This window comes from Trueperella sp. LYQ143 (assembly GCF_046599595.1).
Taxonomy (GTDB): domain Bacteria; phylum Actinomycetota; class Actinomycetes; order Actinomycetales; family Actinomycetaceae; genus Trueperella.
In genome coordinates this window covers 26135-49291 of sequence record NZ_JBKIWR010000002.1, presented here as the reverse complement: position 1 = coordinate 49291, position 23157 = coordinate 26135, and the positions used below count along the sequence as shown (strand labels likewise).

Annotated in this window: 16 protein-coding genes; 3 read left to right on the top strand and 13 right to left on the bottom strand. The window is 55.1% G+C overall.

Annotated elements, in window-relative coordinates; translation table 11 throughout:
• Positions 1–41 precede the first annotated feature (41 nt).
• The 6 genes from ACLHIL_RS01180 to ACLHIL_RS01155 form a co-directional block, all read right to left on the bottom strand.
• On the bottom strand, positions 42–587 hold the full coding sequence (locus ACLHIL_RS01180; RefSeq protein WP_411296035.1) for a hypothetical protein: 546 nt from the start codon (positions 585–587) through the stop codon (positions 42–44).
• Between the two features lie 285 nt (positions 588–872).
• Entirely contained in the window at positions 873–4448 is a 3576-nt protein-coding gene (gene smc, locus ACLHIL_RS01175) for a chromosome segregation protein SMC (protein WP_411296034.1), read from the bottom strand.
• Between the two features lie 77 nt (positions 4449–4525).
• Positions 4526–4948 (bottom strand): nucleoside-diphosphate kinase, encoded by a 423-nt coding sequence (ndk, locus tag ACLHIL_RS01170; protein ID WP_411296033.1) that lies wholly within the window; start codon positions 4946–4948, stop codon positions 4526–4528.
• Between the two features lie 184 nt (positions 4949–5132).
• Positions 5133–6545: a bifunctional folylpolyglutamate synthase/dihydrofolate synthase gene (locus tag ACLHIL_RS01165; RefSeq protein WP_411296032.1), complete on the bottom strand. Its 1413-nt coding sequence runs from the start codon at positions 6543–6545 to the stop codon at positions 5133–5135.
• A complete protein-coding gene (ileS, locus tag ACLHIL_RS01160) occupies positions 6542–9751 on the bottom strand; it encodes an isoleucine--tRNA ligase (protein ID WP_411296263.1) in 3210 nt (1069 codons plus the stop codon). Before ileS ends, ACLHIL_RS01165 begins: the two co-directional genes overlap by 4 nt.
• 424 nt (positions 9752–10175) lie before the next feature.
• A complete protein-coding gene (locus ACLHIL_RS01155) occupies positions 10176–10925 on the bottom strand; it encodes an SDR family NAD(P)-dependent oxidoreductase (RefSeq protein ID WP_411296031.1) in 750 nt (249 codons plus the stop codon).
• A 294-nt stretch (positions 10926–11219) separates the two neighbouring features.
• Between ACLHIL_RS01155 and proC the strand changes: the two genes are divergently transcribed.
• Complete coding sequence (proC, locus tag ACLHIL_RS01150; protein ID WP_411296030.1) at positions 11220–12038, top strand: pyrroline-5-carboxylate reductase; 819 nt, start codon at positions 11220–11222, stop codon at positions 12036–12038.
• A gap of 492 nt (positions 12039–12530) precedes the next feature.
• Here the strand turns inward: proC and ACLHIL_RS01145 are convergent, their stop codons facing one another.
• A complete protein-coding gene (locus tag ACLHIL_RS01145) occupies positions 12531–13064 on the bottom strand; it encodes a hypothetical protein (protein ID WP_411296029.1) in 534 nt (177 codons plus the stop codon).
• Positions 13065–13286: 222 nt separating this feature from the next.
• On the opposite strand from ACLHIL_RS01145, the gene valS reads away from it, so the two are divergent.
• Both valS and ACLHIL_RS01135 read left to right on the top strand, forming a co-directional pair.
• Positions 13287–15929, top strand: a complete 2643-nt coding sequence (gene valS, locus ACLHIL_RS01140; RefSeq protein WP_411296028.1) for a valine--tRNA ligase — start codon at positions 13287–13289, stop codon at positions 15927–15929.
• A gap of 234 nt (positions 15930–16163) precedes the next feature.
• On the top strand, positions 16164–17993 hold the full coding sequence (locus tag ACLHIL_RS01135) for an AMP-dependent synthetase/ligase (protein WP_411296027.1): 1830 nt from the start codon (positions 16164–16166) through the stop codon (positions 17991–17993).
• Positions 17994–18077: 84 nt separating this feature from the next.
• Here ACLHIL_RS01135 and ACLHIL_RS01130 read toward each other — a convergent pair whose 3' ends face one another.
• The 6 genes from ACLHIL_RS01130 to tig all read right to left on the bottom strand — a co-directional run bounded on the left by ACLHIL_RS01130 (position 18078) and on the right by tig (position 23148).
• Positions 18078–18395, bottom strand: a complete 318-nt coding sequence (locus ACLHIL_RS01130) for a chorismate mutase (protein ID WP_411296026.1) — start codon at positions 18393–18395, stop codon at positions 18078–18080.
• A 42-nt stretch (positions 18396–18437) separates the two neighbouring features.
• Positions 18438–19721: an ATP-dependent Clp protease ATP-binding subunit ClpX gene (gene clpX, locus ACLHIL_RS01125; protein WP_411296025.1), complete on the bottom strand. Its 1284-nt coding sequence runs from the start codon at positions 19719–19721 to the stop codon at positions 18438–18440.
• A 2-nt stretch (positions 19722–19723) separates the two neighbouring features.
• Positions 19724–19870, bottom strand: a complete 147-nt coding sequence (locus tag ACLHIL_RS01120) for a hypothetical protein (RefSeq protein WP_411296024.1) — start codon at positions 19868–19870, stop codon at positions 19724–19726.
• A gap of 113 nt (positions 19871–19983) precedes the next feature.
• The gene (locus ACLHIL_RS01115; RefSeq protein ID WP_411296261.1) at positions 19984–20649 is read right to left on the bottom strand and encodes an ATP-dependent Clp protease proteolytic subunit; all 666 of its coding nucleotides are present in this window, start codon (positions 20647–20649) and stop codon (positions 19984–19986) included.
• A 35-nt stretch (positions 20650–20684) separates the two neighbouring features.
• A complete protein-coding gene (locus tag ACLHIL_RS01110; RefSeq protein ID WP_411296023.1) occupies positions 20685–21329 on the bottom strand; it encodes an ATP-dependent Clp protease proteolytic subunit in 645 nt (214 codons plus the stop codon).
• 247 nt (positions 21330–21576) lie between these two features.
• Positions 21577–23148, bottom strand: a complete 1572-nt coding sequence (tig, locus tag ACLHIL_RS01105) for a trigger factor (protein ID WP_411296022.1) — start codon at positions 23146–23148, stop codon at positions 21577–21579.
• Positions 23149–23157: the final 9 nt, after the last annotated feature.

The following is a 23157-nucleotide window of genomic DNA, read 5'->3' as shown; positions in this document are numbered from 1 at the left end:
ACTTTTTAGAGGCGGTGCCGCGCACACGTTAATCATGTTTTCTAGGCGGATTTACGCATATCTGTGGCAGAATCGCGATCCGGCACACTCGTAGACTTTGCCTTGCGCCCCGAAGAAACAGGCGCTGATTTGTGAGTACATTCAGTTTGATCACTATCTGCAGAATCCGCCGACTGCGCATTAGCACCATGCGAAGCCGTCTTACGCGCCCGACGCATCTGGCCTGAGCCGTGCGAATCCCGATGGCTGGCCACATCTACTGCCCGTGCCACCACTTTTTCTGTTCCGTCAAGAATTTTTCTCGGCAAATCCGAGCGAACAACTTGCGTCACGCCTGCTTCAATAGCCTCAGCCGAAACGTATGGATCTCCGCCATCGTGATCGAAAGTGGTAAACAGATCAGCGAGAGTGGTTTCTTCCATGTGAACGTCAAAGGTATCTCGCGTCAGCTTCTTAGAACGCCAGGCATCCACTGATTCCATCACCCACTGCCTAGATAAATGCATGGTGGACTGATGGTTGAGCACCAGGGCAACGCACCCAAGGGACAACGCAGCTAAAAACAAGATAAGCAAGATTGTGAGCACGTCTCTATTGTGGCGATTTTATTCAGCAATTCCTACCCCAACGCGGCGCGACTTGGTTACAGTTCGGTATCAATTATGGGGATATCCCCCGCAGGGTGGACCTCCTACGGGGTACACCCAACTTTCACCCCTCAACCCACGGTTTCCCGCCGCCGTCAAGGCTTTACTATCACCGGATTTTACTTACACTCGCTCTAGTATTGACGGTCCATCCGCATAGATAAACCGTCGATAATTCTTGACCTAACAGAGCTCCTGCCTGAATATGCGGAAAAACCCCGCATTTCAGCTATCGTATCCAGCACAATCCTTCACACGTTGGGAAATAACCGACGTCACCCCGTCTTCGCGCATCGAAATCCCATAGAGAGTATCCGCAATCTCCATAGTGCGCTTCTGATGCGTGATGACAAGCAGCTGGGAATGGTCACGCAACTGAGCAAAGACATCAAGAAGCCGCGTGAGATTCGTGTCATCCAAAGCCGCTTCCACTTCATCCATGACGTAGAACGGTGAGGGACGTGCCGTAAAAATGGCCACCAAGAACGCCACTGCCGTCAACGATCGCTCTCCACCGGATAACAACGACAGCCGTTTCACCCGCTTGCCCGGCGGGCGCGCTTCGATCTCAATACCCGTCGTTAATACCGATTCTGGATCGGTCAGCACCAATTTGCCCTGCCCACCCGGGAATAACCGTTCGAACGTGCGCTCAAACTCGCGTGCCACATCAGCCAAGGCCACACTCATAACCTCATTAACACGACGGTCAATATCCTTGACGATATTGAGCAGATCCTCCCGAGAACGCCGCAAATCCTCAAGCTGATGAGATAAATACTTCTGACGTTCCTCCAGTGCGGCATGCTCTTCCAAAGCCAACGGATTAATCTTGCCTAACCGCGTCAATTCCCGTTCCGCCTTAGCCAAACGCTTTTCCTGCTCGGCCCGAACAAAAGGACGCGGCTCAGCCTGCTCATCTGCTGGATCCACAATAGGCGTATGCGGGCCATACTCGGCAATCAGTGAATCGGCGCTGATCCCCAGATCGTCAACTGCTCGCTGCGCCAACTGTGAGTAGCGCAGTTTGTGTTCCGCTAAGGCCAGCTCGTGGCGATGCCCGAGTGCGTCAAAATCCCGCTCCTGAGCAACCAGACGATCCAGATTCTGACGCGCCTCAGCCAACTCGGCTTCAAATGCCACCCGCTCTTTTTCTGCTGCTATCCGCTGAGCATTAACCGTATCCAAAGCCTGTTGGGCTGCTTGCTCAGCCAACTGCGCATCTGCATGCACCTCACGCGCCTGCTGGGCCAAAACCTGACGGCGCTGCACATCGCGACTCTCACGCGCAATCCGATCCTCCACAGAGCGCGCTCGAGCCTCCAGGGCTTGCGCTTGCCCGGCATGCAAACGCACCTCTTCCTCACATGAACGCAATTTTAAACGCTGATCCGTCTCGGCAGTGCGGGTTATTCCTGCTTGGTGATGAGCCTTTTCCCGAGCAAAACTCAGTTCCTTAGCTTTAGCAGCGAATTCCTCCGGATCGGCAGATAACGTCTCATGCTGTTCTTGCAAAGCTGCCACATCAACACACAGCTCTGCTTTGTCAACATCAATGCGTTCTAACCGCTCTTCATTGCGAACAACATCATCTTGAGCTGCGCTAACCGTCTGGCGTAACACGCCAAGCTGCGCTGTTAACGCCGCCATCTGCGAATCTCGGGCGGTCAACTGCCCGGCAAGCGTATCAAACTGTTCCTCAGTACGAGCCAATTCAACTCGTGCTCGCGATAGAACCTCCTGCGCATTAGCAAGCTCTTCGGCTGCCATCTGCGCCTGCTGTTTGGCCTGCTCATAGGCCGCCTGCCGAGCCAGAATTGCACTAGCCTGGACGTGCCCACCCCACGCATGATTGCCATAAATCACATCGGCTGCTGGCGTCGCAACAGCCGGAGCACCCGCTTCTAATAGCTGACGGGCAACAGCCAGATCAGCACACAGCACGACCCCCGCGACCGCACATCGCAGAGCCTGCGCCATCTCATCGTCCCCCACAATGGCAGCACTGGCCAGTTGAGCCACATCTGTCTCGTAATCACACGCCGCAAGCGCTGCCCGCGCCTGATCATCTACCGCATCGTGAACCCTCGGGGTCATGATTAGCATATCGAGCCGGCCAGAGTGCTGATCTCGAGCCGCCCGCAAAGCATCAATAGCAGCATCAACATCAGTGACCACCGCACCCGAAGCCACACCTGCCAACACTGCTTCCACCGCGCCTTCCCAGCCGGCAGTAACGTGTACGACATCGCGCACCAGGCCACGCACTCCCACGCGGTGTTCGTCAATCAACCACGCCGTCGCATCCGGTGCCGCCAGGGACATCTCCAGCGTTTCTGCTTTCGCACTCCACTCGGCAAGAGAGGATTGCGCATCCATCATGGCCCGCTGTGCCACATCCACATTGTCATGAGCTGCTTGCCGCTCTCGGGCTGCTTCCTCGTGGGCAATAGAAAGCGTGTCATCACCGTCGGTATGCGCAACAGCTTGCTCTTCTAACTCGCGCACCTGCGCCCGGGCCTGCTCAGCGCGGGTGCGCGCCTCTGCAGTTGCCCGCGCAACCCGCTCTCGCTCTTGGGACAAAGCCTCAATGCGAGAAGATGCCGTCGCGATCTTTCCAGTAAGCCGAGCGACCGCTTCTCGCCGATCCGCCAACGAGCGATTGATAGCCATCAGTTGCTCGTCAATCTCATTTTCCACCCGCTCGGCGTCCTCGCGAGCACTAATCGCCTGACGTAACTGTTCGCGCGTTTCGTCAACCGCCTGAGCACACTGACGTTCTTTTTCGCGTAATTCCTCGGCGCGAGCACGAATACTATCTGGGCTTTCCCCGCTATATACCGATTGCAGCGGCTGCGCGAATGTGCGTTCGCGTTCCTGAGCGAGCTGCGCTAAACCGCGGAAACGTTCCACTAGCGAGCTGAGCCGCTGCCAATTTTCCGTCATTGCCGCAATATGCGGATGGGCCGCATCGGCGCGAGTTTGCAAAAGCGCCACTGATTCACGGGCATGTGCCACCCGTTCCATAATCTCCTGGCGTTGCGCAGCAAGTTTTTGCTCATCAACATGCCCCGCTGCTACCCGAGCTTGAACCTGAGCCAAATCATCTGCCATGAGCCGCGCCCGCGCATCAAAAACATCTGCCTGAATCACTTGGGCACGTCGAGCAGTGGCTGCCTGTCGAGCCAATGGCCCAAGTTGACGGCGCAGTTCTTTGGTTAGATCGTCAAGTCGGGTCAGGTTACCCTGCATCGATTCGAGTTTGCGTAACGCTTTTTCTTTGCGCCGACGATGTTTGAGCACTCCGGCAGCTTCTTCAATAAAACCGCGACGATCCTCTGCACTTGCCGTCAGCACCTCATCTAATTTTCCTTGACCGATGATGACGTGCATCTCGCGCCCCATGCCGGTATCGGATAACAACTCCTGAATATCTAATAACCGGCAGGCCGTCCCGTTGATCGCGTATTCCGAGCCACCGGAGCGGAAAAGGGTACGCGAAATCGTCACCTCAGAATACTCGATTGGTAATGCCCCATCGCTGTTATCAATGGTGAGCGAGACTTCTGCCCGCCCAAGCGCAGGACGTTTAGCTGTTCCGGCAAAGATGACATCTGCCATATTGCCGCCCCGCAAGGACTTGGCGCCCTGCTCTCCCATCACCCAAGCAAGAGCATCAACAACATTCGATTTGCCTGATCCATTTGGACCGACGACACAGTTAATGCCGGGTTCAAACCGCAAGGTTGTTGCCGTGGCAAAGGATTTAAACCCGCGCAAGGTCAAGGATTTGAGATGCACTGAATCAGTTTAGGCTAGAAAGACTGCCCGCTACCGCCGCACAGCGCGGAATTAGGCGAATATCTCAACGCACTACCTCAGGCGCTGTGGCCAAACCAAATAGCGATTTCGCGCGCTGCTGAGCCTCCCCCGTCGGAGGAATGAATCAGATTGCGGATCTCTCCATCTCCCCAATCGCGCCCTAAATCTCCACGAATCGTTCCCGGAGCGGCCTCAATTGGATGAGTTGCGCCAGATAAGGTGCGCACCGCCTCGATAACCCGATCGCCACCGATCACGGCAGCCACAATCGGCCCAGAGGTCATATATGCGCATACTCCGGCATAAAACGGCTTATCCACATGCTCGTGATAGTGCTCGGCAAGTTGCTCCGGCGTAGCCGTCAACATACGCATCTGTTCGATGCGATAGCCCTTGGCTTCGATCCGCCGCAAAATCTCGCCAGTTAGCCCGCGCTGCACGCCGTCCGGTTTAATCAAAATTAACGTCTGCTGAGTCATGCCTTTATGGTAGCGGTCCGTCACTGGAAATGTTCCGGTAACGGACCACTAATTTAGTCTAATTTGCGTAGCACGCCACCAAGGGCAATCTACGCAATCGCCTGGCGCTCTCCTATCGGCACTATGAGGCCACTGCGATAGTGTTCGTCAGCTATATTCCCGACGGGCATCGCAGGTATCACGCCTATGCGCCATCTGGAGCCGGACGCCCCATTACACGCCGGGCCTGACCAGCGAGAACGACCGATCCCATAACCAGCACAGACGGGGTTGTGATCTCCGTCGGATCCACGCTTTCGGCAACATCGGCAGCAAAGACAATCGCGGTATCGAGTTGTGGTTCTATCGCAACTCGATCTTCCCCAAAGACATCCCGTGCGATCTGGGCTACCTCGTCAATCGGCATTGCGCGTTCGCTATCTAGTTGCGTAACCACAACCGAATGAACGTATGGCTCGGCAATCGAAAGGATTCCCTCCACGTCCTTATCTGCCATCGCCGCAAAGACTAAGACGTGTGTGCCGGGGAAAGATTCCTCCCAACACGTCATCGTCACCTCTGCGCCTGCCGGATTATGTGCCGCGTCAACAATCACCAGCGGAGAAGATCGCACGACCTCCATCCGACCAGGCGAAACTGTTGACATCAGCGCGTGTTCAATGACTTGTGCTGAGAATGCGTGCCCGCCGAAAAATGCCTCACCGGCAGCAATTGCCATCGCCGCATTGCGCGACTGATGTTCTCCGAGCATAGCCAGCGGAATATCCTCATAGCGCGCACACGGAGTGGACACCGTTATCAATTGACCAGAAACTGCTGGCTCTCGGTTCTCAACCTTCAGATCCTGACCGTAATACACCGCGCTAGCTCCTTGGCACGCTACACGTTCTTGAACGAGCTCCATCACCTGCGGTTGTTGCTCTGCGCAGATGAGCCGCGCACCCGATTTGAGAATACCGAGCTTTTCCGTGGCAATATCCGTCAGATCATGGCCAAGCCAGCGTTCGTGATCTTTGGCAACTTCCATGAGCACGGCGACGTCAGCATCCACCACATTCGTCGCGTCCCAGGTTCCCCCCATGCCTACTTCGATGATGGCAACATCCACTGGCGCATCAGCGAATGCCGCATACGCCATGACGGTGAACACCTCAAAGAAGCTCATCCGTACCCCGTTTGGCTCAGCGCGATCAACCATCTCCACAAAGGGGGCAACGTCATTCCATGCCTGGATAAAGCCCGCAGCACTGATGGCCTGACCGTCAATGGCAATGCGTTCTCGTACTGACGATAAATGTGGGGAGGTGAAGCGCCCAGTACGAAGCCCCTGCTCGCGCATGAGTGCTTCAATGAGCCGGGAGGTTGAGGTCTTCCCATTTGTTCCCGTGATGTGAATGGCACGGAACATCTGCTGGGGGTTACCCATCAGATCCAAACAGGTACGGACCCGATCAAGTGACGGTTGGACCTTGTGCTCAGGCGCTCGGGTGAGAATCTCTCGATAAATTCGAGCGACCTCAGCCTCTTCCTGCGCCTGCTGAGCACTTAGATCCACCCGCACCGCATCGCGTGGGCAGTGGCGACCGATCGTGTTCACGCGATCTTCTCCACAACAACCTCGATTCCCGCACCGCCGGCAGCCACATCAGCTTCCAATGCCAAGGTTTCGCGACAGATCATCTCCAGGTGGGTACGGACCGCCGCTACCTGTTCCTCGGGAACGCGCAAAGTCAAGCGGATTCGATCTGCCACATGCAGACCATCAGATTTGCGCTGGTCTTGAACGGCGCGAACCACATCACGGGCGTAGCCTTCAGCTTCTAACTGCGCATCGAGAACGGTATCGAGCACCACGAAGGACCCAGAATCGAGAACATCGGCAACTGAGCCTTCTGCTGCATCTACCGCAGTGCTCAATTCGTACTGGTTCGGACGCAGCGTAACCGGCGGATCAACATGCATCAGCACTCCACCGTCACACGCCTCCCAGTTGCCCTGACGGGCAGCAGCAAATAATTGCGAGGTCAAACGTCGAATCTGCGGGTCAAGTTCCCGAGGCAAAACTGCCAATTCGTGGCGAACCTGCAGACCCGATTCAGCTGCGGTTTGAATCGTAACCGTCTTGACGTTGACTTCGGAGGCAATCAGCTCGGTAAATGGAGCCAAATCCAGATCCGTCACCACAATGAGCGAACGCAGCGGCTGACGCACGCGCAACTTATGCGCTTTACGCAGCGCGTGGGTATGGGAGACAACGTCTCGCACTTCGTCCATAACAGCAACCAGCTCGGCATCCACCATGTGTTCCGGCAGTTGCGGCCAATCCGTCAGATGCACGGAGCGCTGCCCCGTGAGCCCCCGCCAGATCTCTTCTGAGATCATCGGCAACAGTGGGGCAACCACCCGCATCAAGATCTCCAGGCAGGTGTACAAGGTGTCAAAAGCGTCGTGATCCTCGTTCCAGAACCGATCCCGCGAGGTACGCACATACCAGTTGGTCAGCAGATCAATATATTCACGGATCAGCTTGGTGGTCGCCGGGATATCCAAGTTATCCAGATGGTCGCGAACCGCGTCGGCCAGGAGCTTAGTACGGGAAAGTAAATAGCGATCCATCACATTCAAGCCAGCTACCCGCTCAGCGTCGTTGAGGTCGATTGCGCTAGCGACATATCCTGCTCCACCGTCACAGGTTCCGGCATACAGAGCAAAGAAATACCAGGTATTCCACAACGGCAAAACGACATGGCGCATGGCTTCCCGAATATTTTCTTCACTGACGACGAGATTGCCGCCGTGCAATACGGGCGATCCCATCAGCATCCAGCGCAGCGCATCCGCCCCGTACTGGTGGAACATCGCCATCGGATCGGGATAGTTCCGCAAGGATTTGGAGGCTTTGCGCCCGTCATTACCCAAAATCACGCCATGCGAGATACAGGAGGTGAAAGCCGGACGGTCGAACAACGCGGTAGATAGCACATGCATGGTGTAGAACCATCCACGGCACTGTGCCACATATTCGACGATGAAATCCCCTGGGAAATGCGAATCAAACCATTCCCGATTCTCAAAAGGATAATGGCGTTGCGCATACGGCATAGAGCCGGAGTCGAACCACACGTCAAGGATGTCGGTGATTCGGCGCATTGTGGACTTGCCCGTCGGATCATCTGGATTAGGACGGGTCAGCTCATCAATATAGGGGCGGTGCAGATTTGGTTGCCCATCCGGACCGACTGGCAGGCGGCCAAAATCGCGTTCCAGCTCAGCAAAGGAGCCATACACGTCGATACGCGGATAGTTCGGATCATCGGAACGCCATACCGGAATAGGTGTACCCCAATAGCGGTTGCGCGAGATAGACCAATCGCGAGCGCCCGCCAACCACTTACCAAAGATTCCGTCCTTGGTGTGTTCCGGCTGCCAGGTGATCTCTTGGTTGAGCTCTACCATGCGGTCGCGGAACTTCGTCACGGCGACGAACCATGATGATACCGGCTTGTAGATAAGCGGCTTACGGCAGCGCCAACAGTGCGGATAGGAGTGGACATAGGACTGTTCCCGAACCAGCACTGCTCGTTCAGCTTGCGGGCGACGTTCCATTGAGCCGCTTGCGTCGCGTAAATCGCGCGTGATAGCTCGATTGGCTTCAAAGACTTGGATGCCTGCGTAGTCCGGGACGTTATCCATGAACTTTCCGCCTGCGTCAACCGTCTCCACAACTTCGATCTGCGCACCAGCTAAGACGAACATATCGTCTTCACCGTAGGGGGCGATGTGGACGAGGCCCGTACCATCTTCCGTGGAAACATAATCTGCGGTGGCAATCGTCCAGGCATTCGGACCTGGCTTTTCCTCATCGCGGGAGAAGTAATCGAAGATCGGATAGTAGCGTTTGCCAGCTAACTCTTCTCCTCGGCACTGGGCAACGATCTGTGGATCCTCACCGAGTTCTTTCGCATACGCGCTCAAGCGTTCACGCGCAATAATCACGCGCTGCCCAGCCAGTGGGCCCTGCGTCACTTCTACCGTCACGTACTCGATCTGCGGGCCAACCGCGATAGCTAAATTCGCTGGTAGCGTCCACGGAGTTGTCGTCCAGATCAGTGCCAGTTCGCCCGATTCTAGGCGTAAGCCGACGGTGACGGTTTGGTCCTGACGATCTTGGTAGACGTCATCATCCATCTTTAATTCGTGATTGGATAGCGGAGTCTGATCGTTCCAGCAGTATGGCAGGACTCGGTAGCCCTCATAGACCAGCCCTTTATCCCACAACTGTTTGAAGGACCAGATAACCGATTCCATAAAGGTGGGATCGAGGGTCTTGTAGCCGCCGTCGAAATCCACCCAGCGTGCCTGACGGGTGACGTATTCTTTCCATTCTTGAGCGTATTTCAGCACGGAGGAACGGCATGCGTCATTGAATGTTTCGATGCCGAGTTCATCAATCTCGGATTTATCTTCGATACCGAGGATGCGTTCCGCTTCGATTTCAGCCGGCAAACCATGAGTATCCCAGCCAAATTCGCGGTCAACACGATACCCGCGCTGCGTCTGATAGCGCGCGACGACGTCTTTAACGTATCCAGTTAGCAAGTGACCATAATGCGGCAAGCCATTGGCAAAGGGCGGGCCATCATAAAAGACGAACTCATCCCCTGTGCGCTGGTCAATGGATGCCTCAAAGGTATTATCCTGCTGCCAGTACTGAAGGATCTCATCCTCAAGCGCTGGAAAATTCGGCGAGGCGAGTACGTCCTCGTCCCGATGCAACGGATATTTCGTCGGCTTTTCGACCATCACATCTCACTCCTCAATGGCGCGGTCAGGAGGTGATCGCGCGCCTCACAATGTGTCAGGCCCCTCACGGTTGTCAGGGTTGTGCGCGAGGGCGACTATGCCGCGGTACCACCTCGCTTGCTGGCGAAAGCCAGCCGCTCATTGGGGACGATGACGGGTCCATCCGTTCGGTTCTACTGAGGCGATTGACGGGCGATTGTTTGACGCGCTGGCGCGGCACAATCTCGATACATTGCTTGTGCCGCTGAACGTTGCGACCAGCTCAGTATCTGCTCTGCATTGCTACCGTTTAGAGGCGGCAGCAGAACATGTACATCTGCCTGTTCTTCCGAATGCTCGCCGGTGATAGCCGGGTCACTGCACCCCTGATCCTAATACAGCCCTGCCTTTTCGAGGTATGTTCCACAGTGACCTGCGCGCAATATCACGTTTCATCGTGCTGGCGCGCCACTACCGTGTTCGACGCCTGAGCCACCGGCCGTAATATCATCGAATCCACATTGACGTGCTCTGGCAAACTCACCGCCCAACGGATCGCTTCGGCAACATCCTCGGCTGTTAAGGGACGATCAACTCCCGCATAGACGGCATCTGCAGCAGCCTGATCTCCGTGATAACGCACCAGCGAAAACTCTTCCGTATGAACCATCCCCGGCGCGATTTCGATAATCCGTACTGGCGTGCCAACTAGCTCAAGCCGCAAGGTATTGGGAATCATCCGCTCCCCATGTTTCGCTGTCGCATAGCCGCCACCTCCCGGGTAGGTATCGTGACCAGCCGTGGACGTAATATACAGTAGCGTTCCCCCACGCTCGATCATCGTCGGTACAAGGAGTTGAGTGACCCGCAAGGAGGCAATGACGTTCAACTCATACATCCGACGCCATTCGTCAATTTTTCCTTCGGCAATCGGATCTACTCCCAGCGCTCCGCCCGCATTATTAATGAGAATATCTACTGGCCCGTGTTGATCGAGATAGCTTTTGAGAACCTCTACCCCGTCAGCTAACAGATCGGCAACCACATAGGAACATCCCGTCTCCTGCGCCAGTGCTGCCAGCCGGTCAGCACGACGGGCAGTGGCGATGACGTGATCTCCGGCCGCACATAATGCCCGAACTGTGGCTGCACCGATGCCTGATGATGCTCCCGTAACAAGAACAGTACGTGGCATGATCTTCCTCCCCTTTGTCTGCGATGCTGCGCTGTGGTTAGCAGCCATATTCTGCGCCGTTTGCCCCTCTGCCGCGTCATCTCAATGCCTTACCGATATGCGGCTTGCCGCGCGCCTAGACTCTTACGCTTCGGCAGTCAGCGTTGGTGAGAACCGGATACGCACGTGGCAATCACTGACTCAATCAGCTCCTCGTCAGGGCGCATAACACGTCAGCTTTCTATGTTTAGTCTAGGTCTAGTGTAGGTCGCAGCCAGGTGAATGTGTCACAATGTCAGCAAGGAGGCACAGCACATGCTCGGTTTTATTGGTATGGGAAATATGAACGGCGCGCTACTGCGTGGAATTCTGGCCGCACATATAGTCGATCCTGACGAGGTGGTTTTCACCCGAATCAATCATCGTGCCGGCGCAGAGTTAGCAGCTAAATACGCTGTGCATTACGTGGAGTCTATTGCTGAGCTTGCCCAACGCCTGCGCCCTGGTGATACCTGTATCGTCGGTGTTAAACCGCATGCGATGGCCAGCGCGCTCACCGACTTAGGGTCTGCCGCACGCGACCTCGTTATCGTCTCAATAGCTGCCGGTACTCCCTGTGCCACCCTGGCTCGCGCGCTTCCTGCTGGTACGCCCATTGTGCGGGCAATGCCTAACGTCAATGCCCAAATCGGTCAGGCAATGACGGCATGGTACGCTACCGAGGAGGTATGTGCCTCTGCGCGGGAATATGTTGCCGAACTATTTAGCGCCGTTGGTCGCACTATCGAATTGCCGGAGGCGGCGTTTCCGGTTTTCAGCGCTATCGCCGGATGTTCTCCTGCATGGACGTACACCTATATTGATGCGCTCGCCCAGGCGGCCTTAGCTGCTGGGCTTCCTATTCATCAGGCTCGTGAGATTGCGGCACAGGCCGTGGCGGGCAGTGCTCGGCTTGTGCTATCTGCTGCCCAGGAACGTACCCCTGGGCAATTACGTGACGAGGTATGTTCCCCTGGCGGAACGACCATCGCCGGACTTTTAGCAATGGAAGAAGCTGGTTTCACTCCGGCGGTTGCCCGCGCCGTGGCTGCTGCGATCAAGCGCGACGAAGATATTGCCGCCAAACAGGGCTGAAGCCTGATGAGGTTGGAACGTTCGCGTTCAATGCGCATTTGCTGCTCCCTACGTTTTCCTCGCGTCAAGGCGCGCTCACTTCAAGCCATCTCAATACGTTCAATACGGTGAACTACCAGCATTGCTGCGCGCGATGAGCCGGATCTGTGATCTCCTTTGGGCACTATCGCCATTGATCTCTGCTTGCCACACCTGCATGCCCGACGTAGACCTCAGCGAGCGCCGAAAGTGATGAACAATGTAGAAAGTGATGAACAACGTAGGAATATTCAACACCAAATAGTCGAAAGCAGTGGCGGCGCCATTCTCTGTTTCAGCGAGATGGAGCGCTCAGCCAGTTAGCTATCCCAGATCGCCAAAGCTAGCAGTATTGCAAAACTGCATGTGCGTTGAGCACTTTTACTCATTACTTATTGTTACTTATTGTCTAATAGCCGATTAGCCTCTCCAGCTTACGCACAATCTGCTCAGCACCACCGGCTGTGCCTGCGATCATAGGTCCTGCCAGATCATAACGTCAGGGACATCGCGAAGAATAACCACCGGCGAGTGCTCTAATTCCATCAGCAATCCCGCCATCGCCGCGATAGCGTCAATCACTGCATGCCCCTGCGCAGTGCGTACATCTAATCCAGCGCTTCCCAATGCATAATCGCACACCCCGCGCACGCTGTGTGACCCTGAGCCGGTAATAATCACCGCCGGACGCCCGCCAAAACGCGCCGCCAATCCACGACGAATCTGCCCAGCGGCATAAGGCACATTTTCTGGAGCTGCTAATCCTAACGGCTGCGGGATACCTTCTCGGGTGCGGAATGCGTCAGGCTTTTCACCAGCTTTATGCCAACGCCCTTGCGATTTCGCCACAATTTTTCCGGCGATGGCCACAATATCGTCTCCCCGTAAGCCGATACTGCCATCAGGCCAAACGATCTTCTTTATCGGGAGGGCAATCGTCATTGCCACATCTACTCCGGAGGTAATCGCTGGAAGATCAGGAACTGCCATCATTTGCACTGTGCTCATAGCGTTACCTTAGCGAGCATCACTGTTCTGTGCATTGCCGAGTCTGTAACCGCCGCTGTTACTTCTCAGATCATGCCAGCCGTTACCATAGTGGATAATGCCCGACGGGGTAGGCCAATGTGCTAGCTGCCGCTGCAGGCGTGACGTTCAGCAGGATATGCACCGCGCTATGTCACATATCCAAATATGCAATCACTGAGGAGGACATGGAAGAATATACTTATGACTGATGAAACATTGCGCGCTTCGATTGACGTCCCGGCAAAGGCGTCCCTTGATGGTTTAGAGGAACGATGGAGTCAGGTTTGGGAGGATTCCCAAGTCTACGCTTTTAACCGAGATACCGAACGCGCGGCGGTCTATTCGATTGATACTCCCCCGCCGACGATTTCCGGTTCACTGCACATCGGGCACTGCTTCAGCTACACCCATACCGATATTATTGCCCGTTTCCAGCGAATGACCGGCAAGAATGTGTTTTATCCGATGGGGTGGGACGATAACGGTCTGCCAACGGAACGTCGCGTTCAGAATTACTATGGGGTTCGGTGTGATCCGTCTTTGCCTTATGAGGAAGATTTTGAGCCTCCCTACCAGGGCGGGGATGGTAAATCCATCAAATACGCTGACCAAAAGCCGATCTCTCGTCGGAACTTTATCGAATTGTGCCATCGGCTCACCCAGGAAGATGAGAAACAGTTTGAGGCGTTGTGGCGCTATCTCGGCTTATCCGTCGATTGGGCACAGACGTATCAGACGATCGGCACGAAGGCTCAGCGGGTCACGCAGCTTGCGTTCCTTCGCAATCTCGCCCGCGGTGAGGCATATCAGGCGCAGGCTCCTGGGCTGTGGGATGTCACGTTCCAAACCGCAGTCGCCCAGGCAGAATTGGAGGCCCGCGATTATCCCGGCGCCTATCACACCCTGGCGTTCCACGGGCAAGATGGGGATATTCTCATCGAAACCACACGTCCGGAACTCCTGCCAGCCTGTGTGGCGTTGATTGCGCATCCGGATGATGAGCGCTACCAGCATCTGTTTGGCACGACGGCCCGCACTCCGATCTTTGGTGTGGAGATTCCCGTCTTAGCCCATCCAGCCGCTGAAATAGATAAGGGCGCTGGTATTGCTATGTGCTGTACGTTCGGCGATATTACTGACGTACAGTGGTGGCGAGAATTAGATCTACCGATGCGCACGGTTTTGGGTAAGGATGGTCGCTTGCTCAATGAGGTCCCCGAGTGGATCAGCAGCGAAAATGGTCGTGCCATGTATCAGGAGATGGCTGGCAAGACGACTTTCTCCGCACGGGCAGCCCTGGTGGCGGCGTTAAAAGCCTCTGGTGAGATGATTGGCGAGGAAAAGCCGACCCAGCGCAAAGCTAATTTCTTTGAAAAGGGCGATAAGCCGCTGGAGATCGTGACCTCTCGCCAGTGGTACATCCGCAATGGTGGTCGCCCGTACACCGAAGCTAATGGCAAGCAGTTGCAGGAAAATCTGCTCACTCGCGGGGAGGAGTTGACTTTCCACCCAGATTTCATGCGTGTGCGCTACGCTAACTGGGTTGAGGGCTTGAATACGGACTGGCTCATCTCTCGTCAGCGGTTCTTCGGTATCCCACTGCCTTTGTGGTATCGGGTGAGTGAATCGGGCGATGTCGATTATGACGCGATCATTACCCCCGAGGAAGCCGATTTACCGATTGATCCGACGGTTGACGTTCCGGCCGGTTTCACTGAGGATCAGCGAGGTAAGCCGGGCGGATTCGTCGGGGAAACTGACATCATGGATACCTGGGCAACCTCCTCCCTCACCCCGCTCATTGCTGGTGGTTGGAATACGGATGAGGATATTTGCGAGTACATCTATCCGATGGATCAGCGTAGCCAGGGGCAAGACATCTTGCGCACCTGGTTGTTCTCCTCTTTGTTGCGGGCACATCTTGAGTTCGATGCGCTCCCCTGGAAGCATGCTGCTATCTCTGGGTGGATTCTCGATCCGGACCGCAAGAAGATGTCGAAGTCTAAGGGGAATGTGGTAACGCCGATGGAGCCGTTGCGTCAGCATGGGTCTGACGCGATGCGCTACTGGGCAGCCTCGGCGCGCCTGGGTGTCGATGCCACCTATGATGAGCAGCAAATCAAGATCGGTCGCCGACTGGCAATGAAAGTGTTGAATGCTGCCAAGTTTGCGTTGCAGATGGCCGGGGCTGAGGCTCGCGTTGATCTCGATTCCACCGCTGTAACTGAGCCGTTAGATCGGGCAATGCTCGCTATGCTTGCCGAGGTTGTGATGACGGCGACGCAGGCGATGGAGTCTTTCGATCATGCACGCGCTTTAGAGGTAACGGAATCGTGCTTCTGGACGTTCTGCGACGATTACCTTGAGCTTGTCAAAGATCGGGCATACGATCGCGACGAAACGCTATCCCAGGCTGGTCAATCGCATCGGGTGCGTTCTGCTCGCGTGGCGTTAAATCTGGCGATTGATACGTTCTTGCGTCTGCTCGCTCCGTTCTTGCCATTTGCCACTGAAGAAGTGTGGTCCTGGTATCGTACTGGTTCGATTCATCGTGCATCCTGGCCGCAGGCGGCAGCTTTCGGGCAAAGCGCTGATGGCGATCCGGAACTGGTTTACAGTGCCGGTCGGGCCTTGCGGGCTTTGCGTAAGGTGAAGTCAGAAAACAAGGTGTCGCAACGTCTACCCTATCGTTCGGTCACGATTGCTGTTCCCGCTGGCGATGTAACAGCTATTAACACCGTACAGGGCGATCTGGCTTCGGCCGCGCATATCACCGGTCCGTTCACTATTGAAACCGGCACGGGTGAGGACGCCTACGTCAGCGCTTTCGAGCTGGGCGAGTAAAAGCTAACTTCGGTAGCAAATAGCGACGGCAATTCGCCCCTGTGAGAACCTAGTAGGTAGTGAACTGCTGATATGTGTAATCGTCATGCGCCACTGGCAACAATAAGATCGTTGCCAGTGGCGCATTTCATGAGTGGATCTGCGCAAGGTTCTCCCTCCTCACCCTAACTTACGGTACGGTAAGTACAGATACTCTCGGCGTGGGCTCAGCACCCCGCCAGGAAAGGAAGGCCCGTGGAGAGCTACCTGGATACTGTAGGCGTCAGCTATATCCCCGCAAAACTAGCAATTACCGACGACATGACAGTCCCCTCGCTCATGTGTCAGCGCGCTAACGAACAGCCCCACAATGTGTGCATTGAACGTAAATCAACGCTCGGTGAAACCTGGCGCCCAGTTACCTGGTCAGAGTTCTACTCTGAAGTGTGCGCTGTTGCCCGCGGATTTATTGCCCACGGATTACAGCCTGGTGACTGCGTGGCCATCATGTCACACACCTCCTACGAATGGTCCCTTTTTGACCTCGCTGTACAATGCGCAGGCGGAGTGGCCGTCCCAATCTATGAAACCTCCTCCAGCGAACAAGCCCGCTGGATTATCGAGGATTCCGCCGCCCGATTCGCGGTTGTCGAAACCCAAGCAATGGCCCTCGTCATGCACTCTATCCGCGAATCTGGACTCTTAGAAAAAGTCTTTGTGCTTGCTGAGGACGCCCAAGGTCATCTCGTCTCTGCCGGCAGTTCAGTGCCCGACGACGAAATCGAACGCCGTATCAACGCATTAACAGCAGATGACCTGTTCACTATCATCTACACCTCAGGAACGACAGGCCGCCCTAAAGGCGTTGAAATCACCCACCGCAATATGCTTCATTCAGCGCTGAACGCCCCGTTAGATGAGGGGCTTCACGAACTGCTCGGGTCAAAGGGCTCCCGCACCCTCCTGTTCTTACCAATGGCACACGTCTTTGCACGGTTCTTAAATCTGGCGATCCTGTTCGCCGAATATCCGCGAGTAGGATACTGCCCCGATACTAAGAACCTCATTAGCGATATGCAATCCTTCAAACCGACGTTCATCCTTGCAGTGCCACGGCTGTTTGAAAAGATCTACAATGCAGCCGACGCCAATGCGCGTCGCGGACTCAAACTCCGTATGTTCCGCACGGCTGCCCGAGCGGCCATCGAATACGCTCGCACAATTCAACGTGGCGAAAAACCCTCAGCATTGGTCCGTGCCCGTCAAGAATTCTTCGACCGCACCGTCTATTCTAAGTTGCGCGCCATCATGGGCGGAAAGGTACGTTACGCCATCTCTGGTGGAGCGCCACTCGGCGAACGTCTCGGCTCCTTTTTCTACGGTGCCGGAATTCCGATTTTAGAGGGCTACGGAGCGACGGAAACTTGCGCTCCCACGACGGTTAACCGCACCCACGCGCTGCGGATCGGATCCGTCGGCCCAGCCTATCCTGGATGTTACGTCACCAGCGGCGAGGACGGCGAACTTCTCGTCAAAGGCCCACACGTATTCCGCGGGTACCGCAACAATCCCGAAGCAACCGCAGAATCCTTCACCGATGACGGCTGGTTCCGCACTGGCGATATTGGCAACGTTGATGAGGCAGGATTCGTGTGGGTAACCGGGCGCAAGAAAGAGATTATCGTTACCGCCGGCGGGAAGAACGTTGCTCCTGCACAGCTCGAAGATCGACTCCGCTCCCATCCGATCATCTCCCAGGTGGTCGTCCTCGGGGATCAGAAACCTTTTATTGCGGCTCTCGTCACGCTTGATGCTGAAGCCCTCCCCCAGTGGCTGTCAAATCGCGGGCTGCCCCCTATGAGCATTTCGGATGCTGTTCGCGATCCGCAGGTCATTGCTGCGATTGATCGCGCAGTCAAACGGACGAATGAGCATGTATCGCGCGCAGAATCCATCCGGAAATTCACCATCTTGCCTATCGATTTCACCACCGATAATGGTTATCTCACGCCGTCAATGAAGGTCATTCGTTCGGCAGTATTGCGCGATTTCGCTGACGATATTGAGCGGCTATACAGCGCTTAAACTCAAACGTGTGGCTGGCGCCTTCCTCGCACATACCAGCCACAGATCCTGCCACCGTATATGGCAGATCCGGTGGGCTCGAACCTAGCGTTCGAGCCCACCGTTTTTGGTTTGTTCTTGTGCGAGACGTTCATGATGCTGGATCACTTCCGCGACGATAAAGCGCAGGAATTTCTCAGCGAACACTGGATCCAGCTCGGCTTCTTCGGCGAGCCGACGCAAACGTCGTATCTGCTCTTCTTCCCGCTGCGGATCGGAAGCAGGCAGACAATACTCCGATTTGAGCACACCGACTCGTTGCGTGCATCGAAAGCGCTCTGCCAGGATATGTACCAGCGCCGCGTCCAAATTATCAATGGTTTTACGGTACGTCTCTAACGCACTGGGAATTGGCGTATCCATATCTCCTCCTAGCCCTGCTGCACACCACAACGCGCCTATCGTTTAGGCTGATTTCGTGCCTTTCTTTCGGCTATTCGTCAGAACTAACCTCGCCTCACCATTACCATCAACCATATCGGCATCGACGATAACCTGTGCGACGTCCCGGCGCGAAGGCAATTCAAACATCAAATCCCCCAGGAGACGCTCCAAAATAGAACGCAAACCCCGAGCGCCAGTGCCCCGCGCAATCGCTTCAGCCGCAATCTTGCGCAGCGCCTCGTCGGTAAATTCAAGCTTTACCCCGTCCAGTTCAAACATCTTCTGATACTGCTTAGCCAGGGCATTGCGCGGAGTTGTCAGAATATCTACCAGATCATCTTCACTGAGCTCATCAACAGTGGCGATAACAGGTAACCGCCCAACGAATTCCGGAATTAAACCGAACTTATGGAGATCTTCCGGAGTGGCCTGTTGCAGCAGCTCATTGCGTTTCTTCGCCTCATGCAGATCCGCACCGAAGCCAATCCCGCGGCGCCCAGTTCGCGAAGAAATAATCTCCTCAATCCCCGCGAATGCCCCCGCGGCAATAAACAAGATATTCTCCGTATTAATCGTTAAGTATTCCTGATTAGGATGCTTACGCCCGCCCTGCGGGGGAACGGAAGCTACCGTCCCTTCAATAATCTTCAACAGCGCCTGCTGTACGCCCTCCCCAGAGACATCACGGGTAATAGAAGGATTCTCAGATTTCCGCGAGATCTTATCAATCTCATCAATATAGATAATTCCTCGTTGCGCTGCCTCAATATCCTGATCTGCGGCTTCAATAAGTTTTAACAAGATGTTCTCGACATCTTCGCCCACATATCCGGCTTCCGTCAACGCCGTCGCATCCGCAATAGCAAAAGGCACATCTAATAGTCGCGCTAGCGTCTGCGCCATATAGGTTTTGCCAGTACCCGTCGGGCCAAGCAACAAGATATTCGATTTTCCGATTTCCACCTCATCGCTCTTATCCTCAGTGCTAGCCGATGGCCCGCTATGCTGAGCAGCTAATCGCTTGTAGTGGTTATAGACGGCGACAGAAAGCGTCCGTTTCGCGCCATGTTGACCGATGACGTATTCATTCAGAAAATCGTAGATCTCTTTTGGTTTTGGTAGATCCCGTCGAGAACGCTCTTCCCGCCCAGGACCTAACTCTTCCTGAATGATCTCGTTGCACACCTCGATACATTCATTACAGATATACACTCCAGAACCAGTAATGAGTTTGCGTACCTGCCGTTGACTCTTCTGGCAAAACGAGCACTTGAGCGTATCAGCCGCATCTGCCGTGCGCGACATAATTACCTCCTGGTATCGTCAACGGGACGAGTTCTGAATTTCGCCGAATCGTCGGCAAATAGATCCTTCCCATTCCACCGCAAAAAGCCCAGGACTGCCACTTTGGCACGCCAGAAATAACGAATTCGGCGCAGCGACACAATCACCACGCCGAATTCTGTTCAGCTTTCTCTGTATTTAGTTGGCTGTAGCCGCAATACTGTAGCTGCCTATCGGCTACGCTTAAGCATTGGCTTCAACCACGTAACCACCCAGTGGCTACTCAGCTTTCTAATTGGCGGCTTGACTTACGCGAGACGAGGACCTGATCGACTAACCCGTACGCCTTCGCCTGCTCTGCTGTCAGGATCTTATCGCGCGAAATATCCTTTGCGATCTGTTCCTTCGGTTGACCAGTGTGCTCAGCAATGGTGTCAATAAACCACTGATTCATCCGGTCAATCTCATCAGCAATAATCGCAATATCTGACGCCTGACCCCGCGCCCCCTCGATCGCCGGTTGATGGATCAAGACTCGAGCATTAGGCAATGCCAAGCGGCGCCCTGGTGCGCCTCCGGCAAGTAATACCGCCGCCGCTGAAGCAGCCTGACCCAAGCACACCGTCTGGATCTCCGGTTTCACATACTGCATTGTGTCGTAAATGGCAGTCATTGCAGTAAAGGATCCCCCGGGCGAGTTAATGTACATCGTGATCGGCGAATCTGGATCCAATGATTCAAGCACCAGAAGCTGAGCCATTACGTCATCGGCTGAGGCGTCATCAACCTGAATACCTAGGAAGATAATGCGATCCTCAAATAACTTGGCATACGGATCCTGCCGACGATACCCATAGGGAGTTCGCTCTTCAAAGTTTGGCAGAACATAACGGTTCGTTGGCATCTGCCCACCAATTCCGGCCATAGATACCGGATAATCTCCACTCATGTATGCCTGTGCCTGGCTTTGGGCAAAGAGGTGATTCATTGTGCGTCCTCCTGCGTTTGAGTCATCGTTGAGCGATTCACGCCCCCGCCGCCAACAACAGCAGACGAGCTTTCAATAATATGATCCACAAATCCATATTCCAACGCTTCCTCCGCGGTAAACCAATGATCGCGGTCGGAATCTTCCAGGATCTGTTCAATTGTCTTTCCGGTGTGGCGGGCGTTGAGCTCGGATAGTTGCTGCTTCATCTGCAAGATCAGATCAGCATTAATCCGAATTTCCGTTGCCGTTCCCTGCACTCCGCCCAATGGCTGATGCATTAAAACGCGAGCATGTGGGGTGATGTAGCGCTTGCCGGGCGCCCCCGCGCTGAGCAACACCTGCGCCATTGACGCAGCGATTCCCATCGCGACCGTTGCGACGTCCGGCTTAATGTATTGCATAGTATCCAAAATGGCCATACCGGCTGTGACGGAACCACCGGGAGAATTGATGTATAAGTAGATATCTTTATCCGGATCTTCCGCAGCCAGAAGAAGGAGCTGCGCAGAAATCATATTGGCTATCTCGTCATTTACCTCATCACCAAGCCAAATAATGCGCTCCTTAAGAAGCCGGTTATAGATTGAGTCGCCAAGTCCAAATCCTTGCCCCTCAGCGGCTGCGTGTGGCATTGTCATGCCTCCTCCTTCATTCGATCAGTGCCCTTATCTGATACACGATCTTTTCTGTGCATTTCGACCCTAACGCGCTTGCCGACGCGCAGTCGGTTTTTATCGGCTGCTTTCGCTGATGGCGCAGGGCTATCAGCGGTACCCCTGCGGTAGGGAGCACTGCACCCTTGCGCTTAGCTTGGGGCACACAGTAGGCCTCAATATGATAAAGCGGCGGGAGATACGCACAGGTATCTCCCGCCGCCAGCGTCTATTACGCCTCTAACTTAGCGATAAGCGTCTTGCGGGCCTTACCCTGCTGCTCAGCGGCCAGCAGGCGGGCCTTCTCTTCCGCGTCGGCATTCTGTGCGTATTCCAGCACCTCGTCAACGGTATGATCCGCCGGATTGAACACCTCGGCGTCGGCCTTAACCTCAGCAGGCTTCTGCGCAGCCTTCTTTGCCGGCTTCTTCGCGCTTTCCTCCGATGCCGCTGACTTAGCAGTCACCTTCCGTGAAGACGCGCTCGGCTTAGCCGTGAACTCTGGAGTCTTTTCATTCTCCGGAGCTTCACCCAACACTGCAGCCACATCCACGGATGCGCCGGACTCATCGCTCACCTTTGCTAGGCGCAAGGCCGACATGAGCGCCTTGTTGCGAGCCAATTCCCCAGCAAAAGATCCGATCTGGTTCGCCTGCATTGCTGCACGCAGGAAATCATTGGGCTCCATACCGTACATTTGCGCTTGGCTAACCAAGAAATCAAATAGCTCTTCTTGGGAGACTTCCACACCGAAGGCTTCTGCATAGGTATCCAGCAGCAACTGTGTGCGAATAGAGCGCTCTACGTCAGCGCGAAGCTGCTGCGCATGCTCCTCATCCTCGTTCTCATGACCGTTGCGCATATGATTAGCGACTTCTTCTTCCACAACCGATTCTGGCAACGGGAAATCAGAGGCAGCCAACAGGTGATCCAGAAGCTGCTGGTATGCCCCAGAAAGCTGGGCGGTTGCCTTAGCCTTGACGGCATTCTTCCGCAGATCCTCTTTCAGCTCGGCAATCGTATCGAACTCAGAGGCCATTTGAGCAAAGTCATCGTCTGCTTCTGGCAAGACCGATTCCTTGACGCTGTTGACCGTGATTGTCACGGTGGCGTCCTCGCCCTCGTGCTCTCCACCAGCCAGCTTCGTGGTAAAGACGACTTCATCGCCAGCCTTTGCGCCGGTCAAAGCCTCATCCTGGTTCGCCAGCATATTGCCATCACCGATACGGTAAGAGATACCGGCAACGTCATCAACCTGCTCGTCATCAATCGTGGCAACGAGATCAATCGTGACGTAATCGCCGAGTGCGGCTGGGCGATCCACGTTGGATAAGGTGGCAAAGCGCTCACGAAGCTGATCGAGTTCACGATCAACGTCTTCGTCTGTGACCTGAGCAGTGGGAACGGTCACTGCAAAATCGGCCGGATTCGGCATCCAGATCTCCGGACGGCAATCCACTTCAACCGTGAACTTGAGTTCGGTGCTATCCTCCGCACCGGCCATCTCGGGAACTTCTTCCACACTTACCTGCGGGCGGGCCATCGGACGCACGCCCGTTTCCGTCAACGCTTGCTGGTAATACGTATCAAGGTTGTCGTTAATGGCTTGCTCAATAATGTAGCCACGACCAATTTTGGATTCCAGCACGCGACGCGGTGCCTTACCAGGGCGGAAACCTGGGATATTTACCTTCTTCGCCACCTCTTTTGCGGCGGCGGCATAAGCCGGTTCAAATTCTTCGGCTGGAACTTCAACAGTCAGCTTGGCGCGAGTCTCGCTCAAGTACTCTACGTTATGCTTCACTCTTCTCCA

What these genes read in the sequence shown, in the direction of transcription:
- ndk (WP_411296033.1), bottom strand. Translation starts at nt 4,948, where the DNA reads ATGACTCAGCAGACGTTAATTTTGATTAAACCGGACGGCGTGCAGCGC.
- ileS (WP_411296263.1), bottom strand. Translation starts at nt 9,751, where the DNA reads ATGGTCGAAAAGCCGACGAAATATCCGTTGCATCGGGACGAGGACGTA.
- ACLHIL_RS01155 (WP_411296031.1), bottom strand. Translation starts at nt 10,925, where the DNA reads ATGCCACGTACTGTTCTTGTTACGGGAGCATCATCAGGCATCGGTGCA.
- proC (WP_411296030.1), top strand. Translation starts at nt 11,220, where the DNA reads ATGCTCGGTTTTATTGGTATGGGAAATATGAACGGCGCGCTACTGCGT.
- ACLHIL_RS01145 (WP_411296029.1), bottom strand. Translation starts at nt 13,064, where the DNA reads ATGAGCACAGTGCAAATGATGGCAGTTCCTGATCTTCCAGCGATTACC.
- valS (WP_411296028.1), top strand. Translation starts at nt 13,287, where the DNA reads ATGACTGATGAAACATTGCGCGCTTCGATTGACGTCCCGGCAAAGGCG.
- ACLHIL_RS01130 (WP_411296026.1), bottom strand. Translation starts at nt 18,395, where the DNA reads ATGGATACGCCAATTCCCAGTGCGTTAGAGACGTACCGTAAAACCATT.
- clpX (WP_411296025.1), bottom strand. Translation starts at nt 19,721, where the DNA reads ATGTCGCGCACGGCAGATGCGGCTGATACGCTCAAGTGCTCGTTTTGC.
- ACLHIL_RS01115 (WP_411296261.1), bottom strand. Translation starts at nt 20,649, where the DNA reads ATGAGTGGAGATTATCCGGTATCTATGGCCGGAATTGGTGGGCAGATG.
- ACLHIL_RS01110 (WP_411296023.1), bottom strand. Translation starts at nt 21,329, where the DNA reads ATGACAATGCCACACGCAGCCGCTGAGGGGCAAGGATTTGGACTTGGC.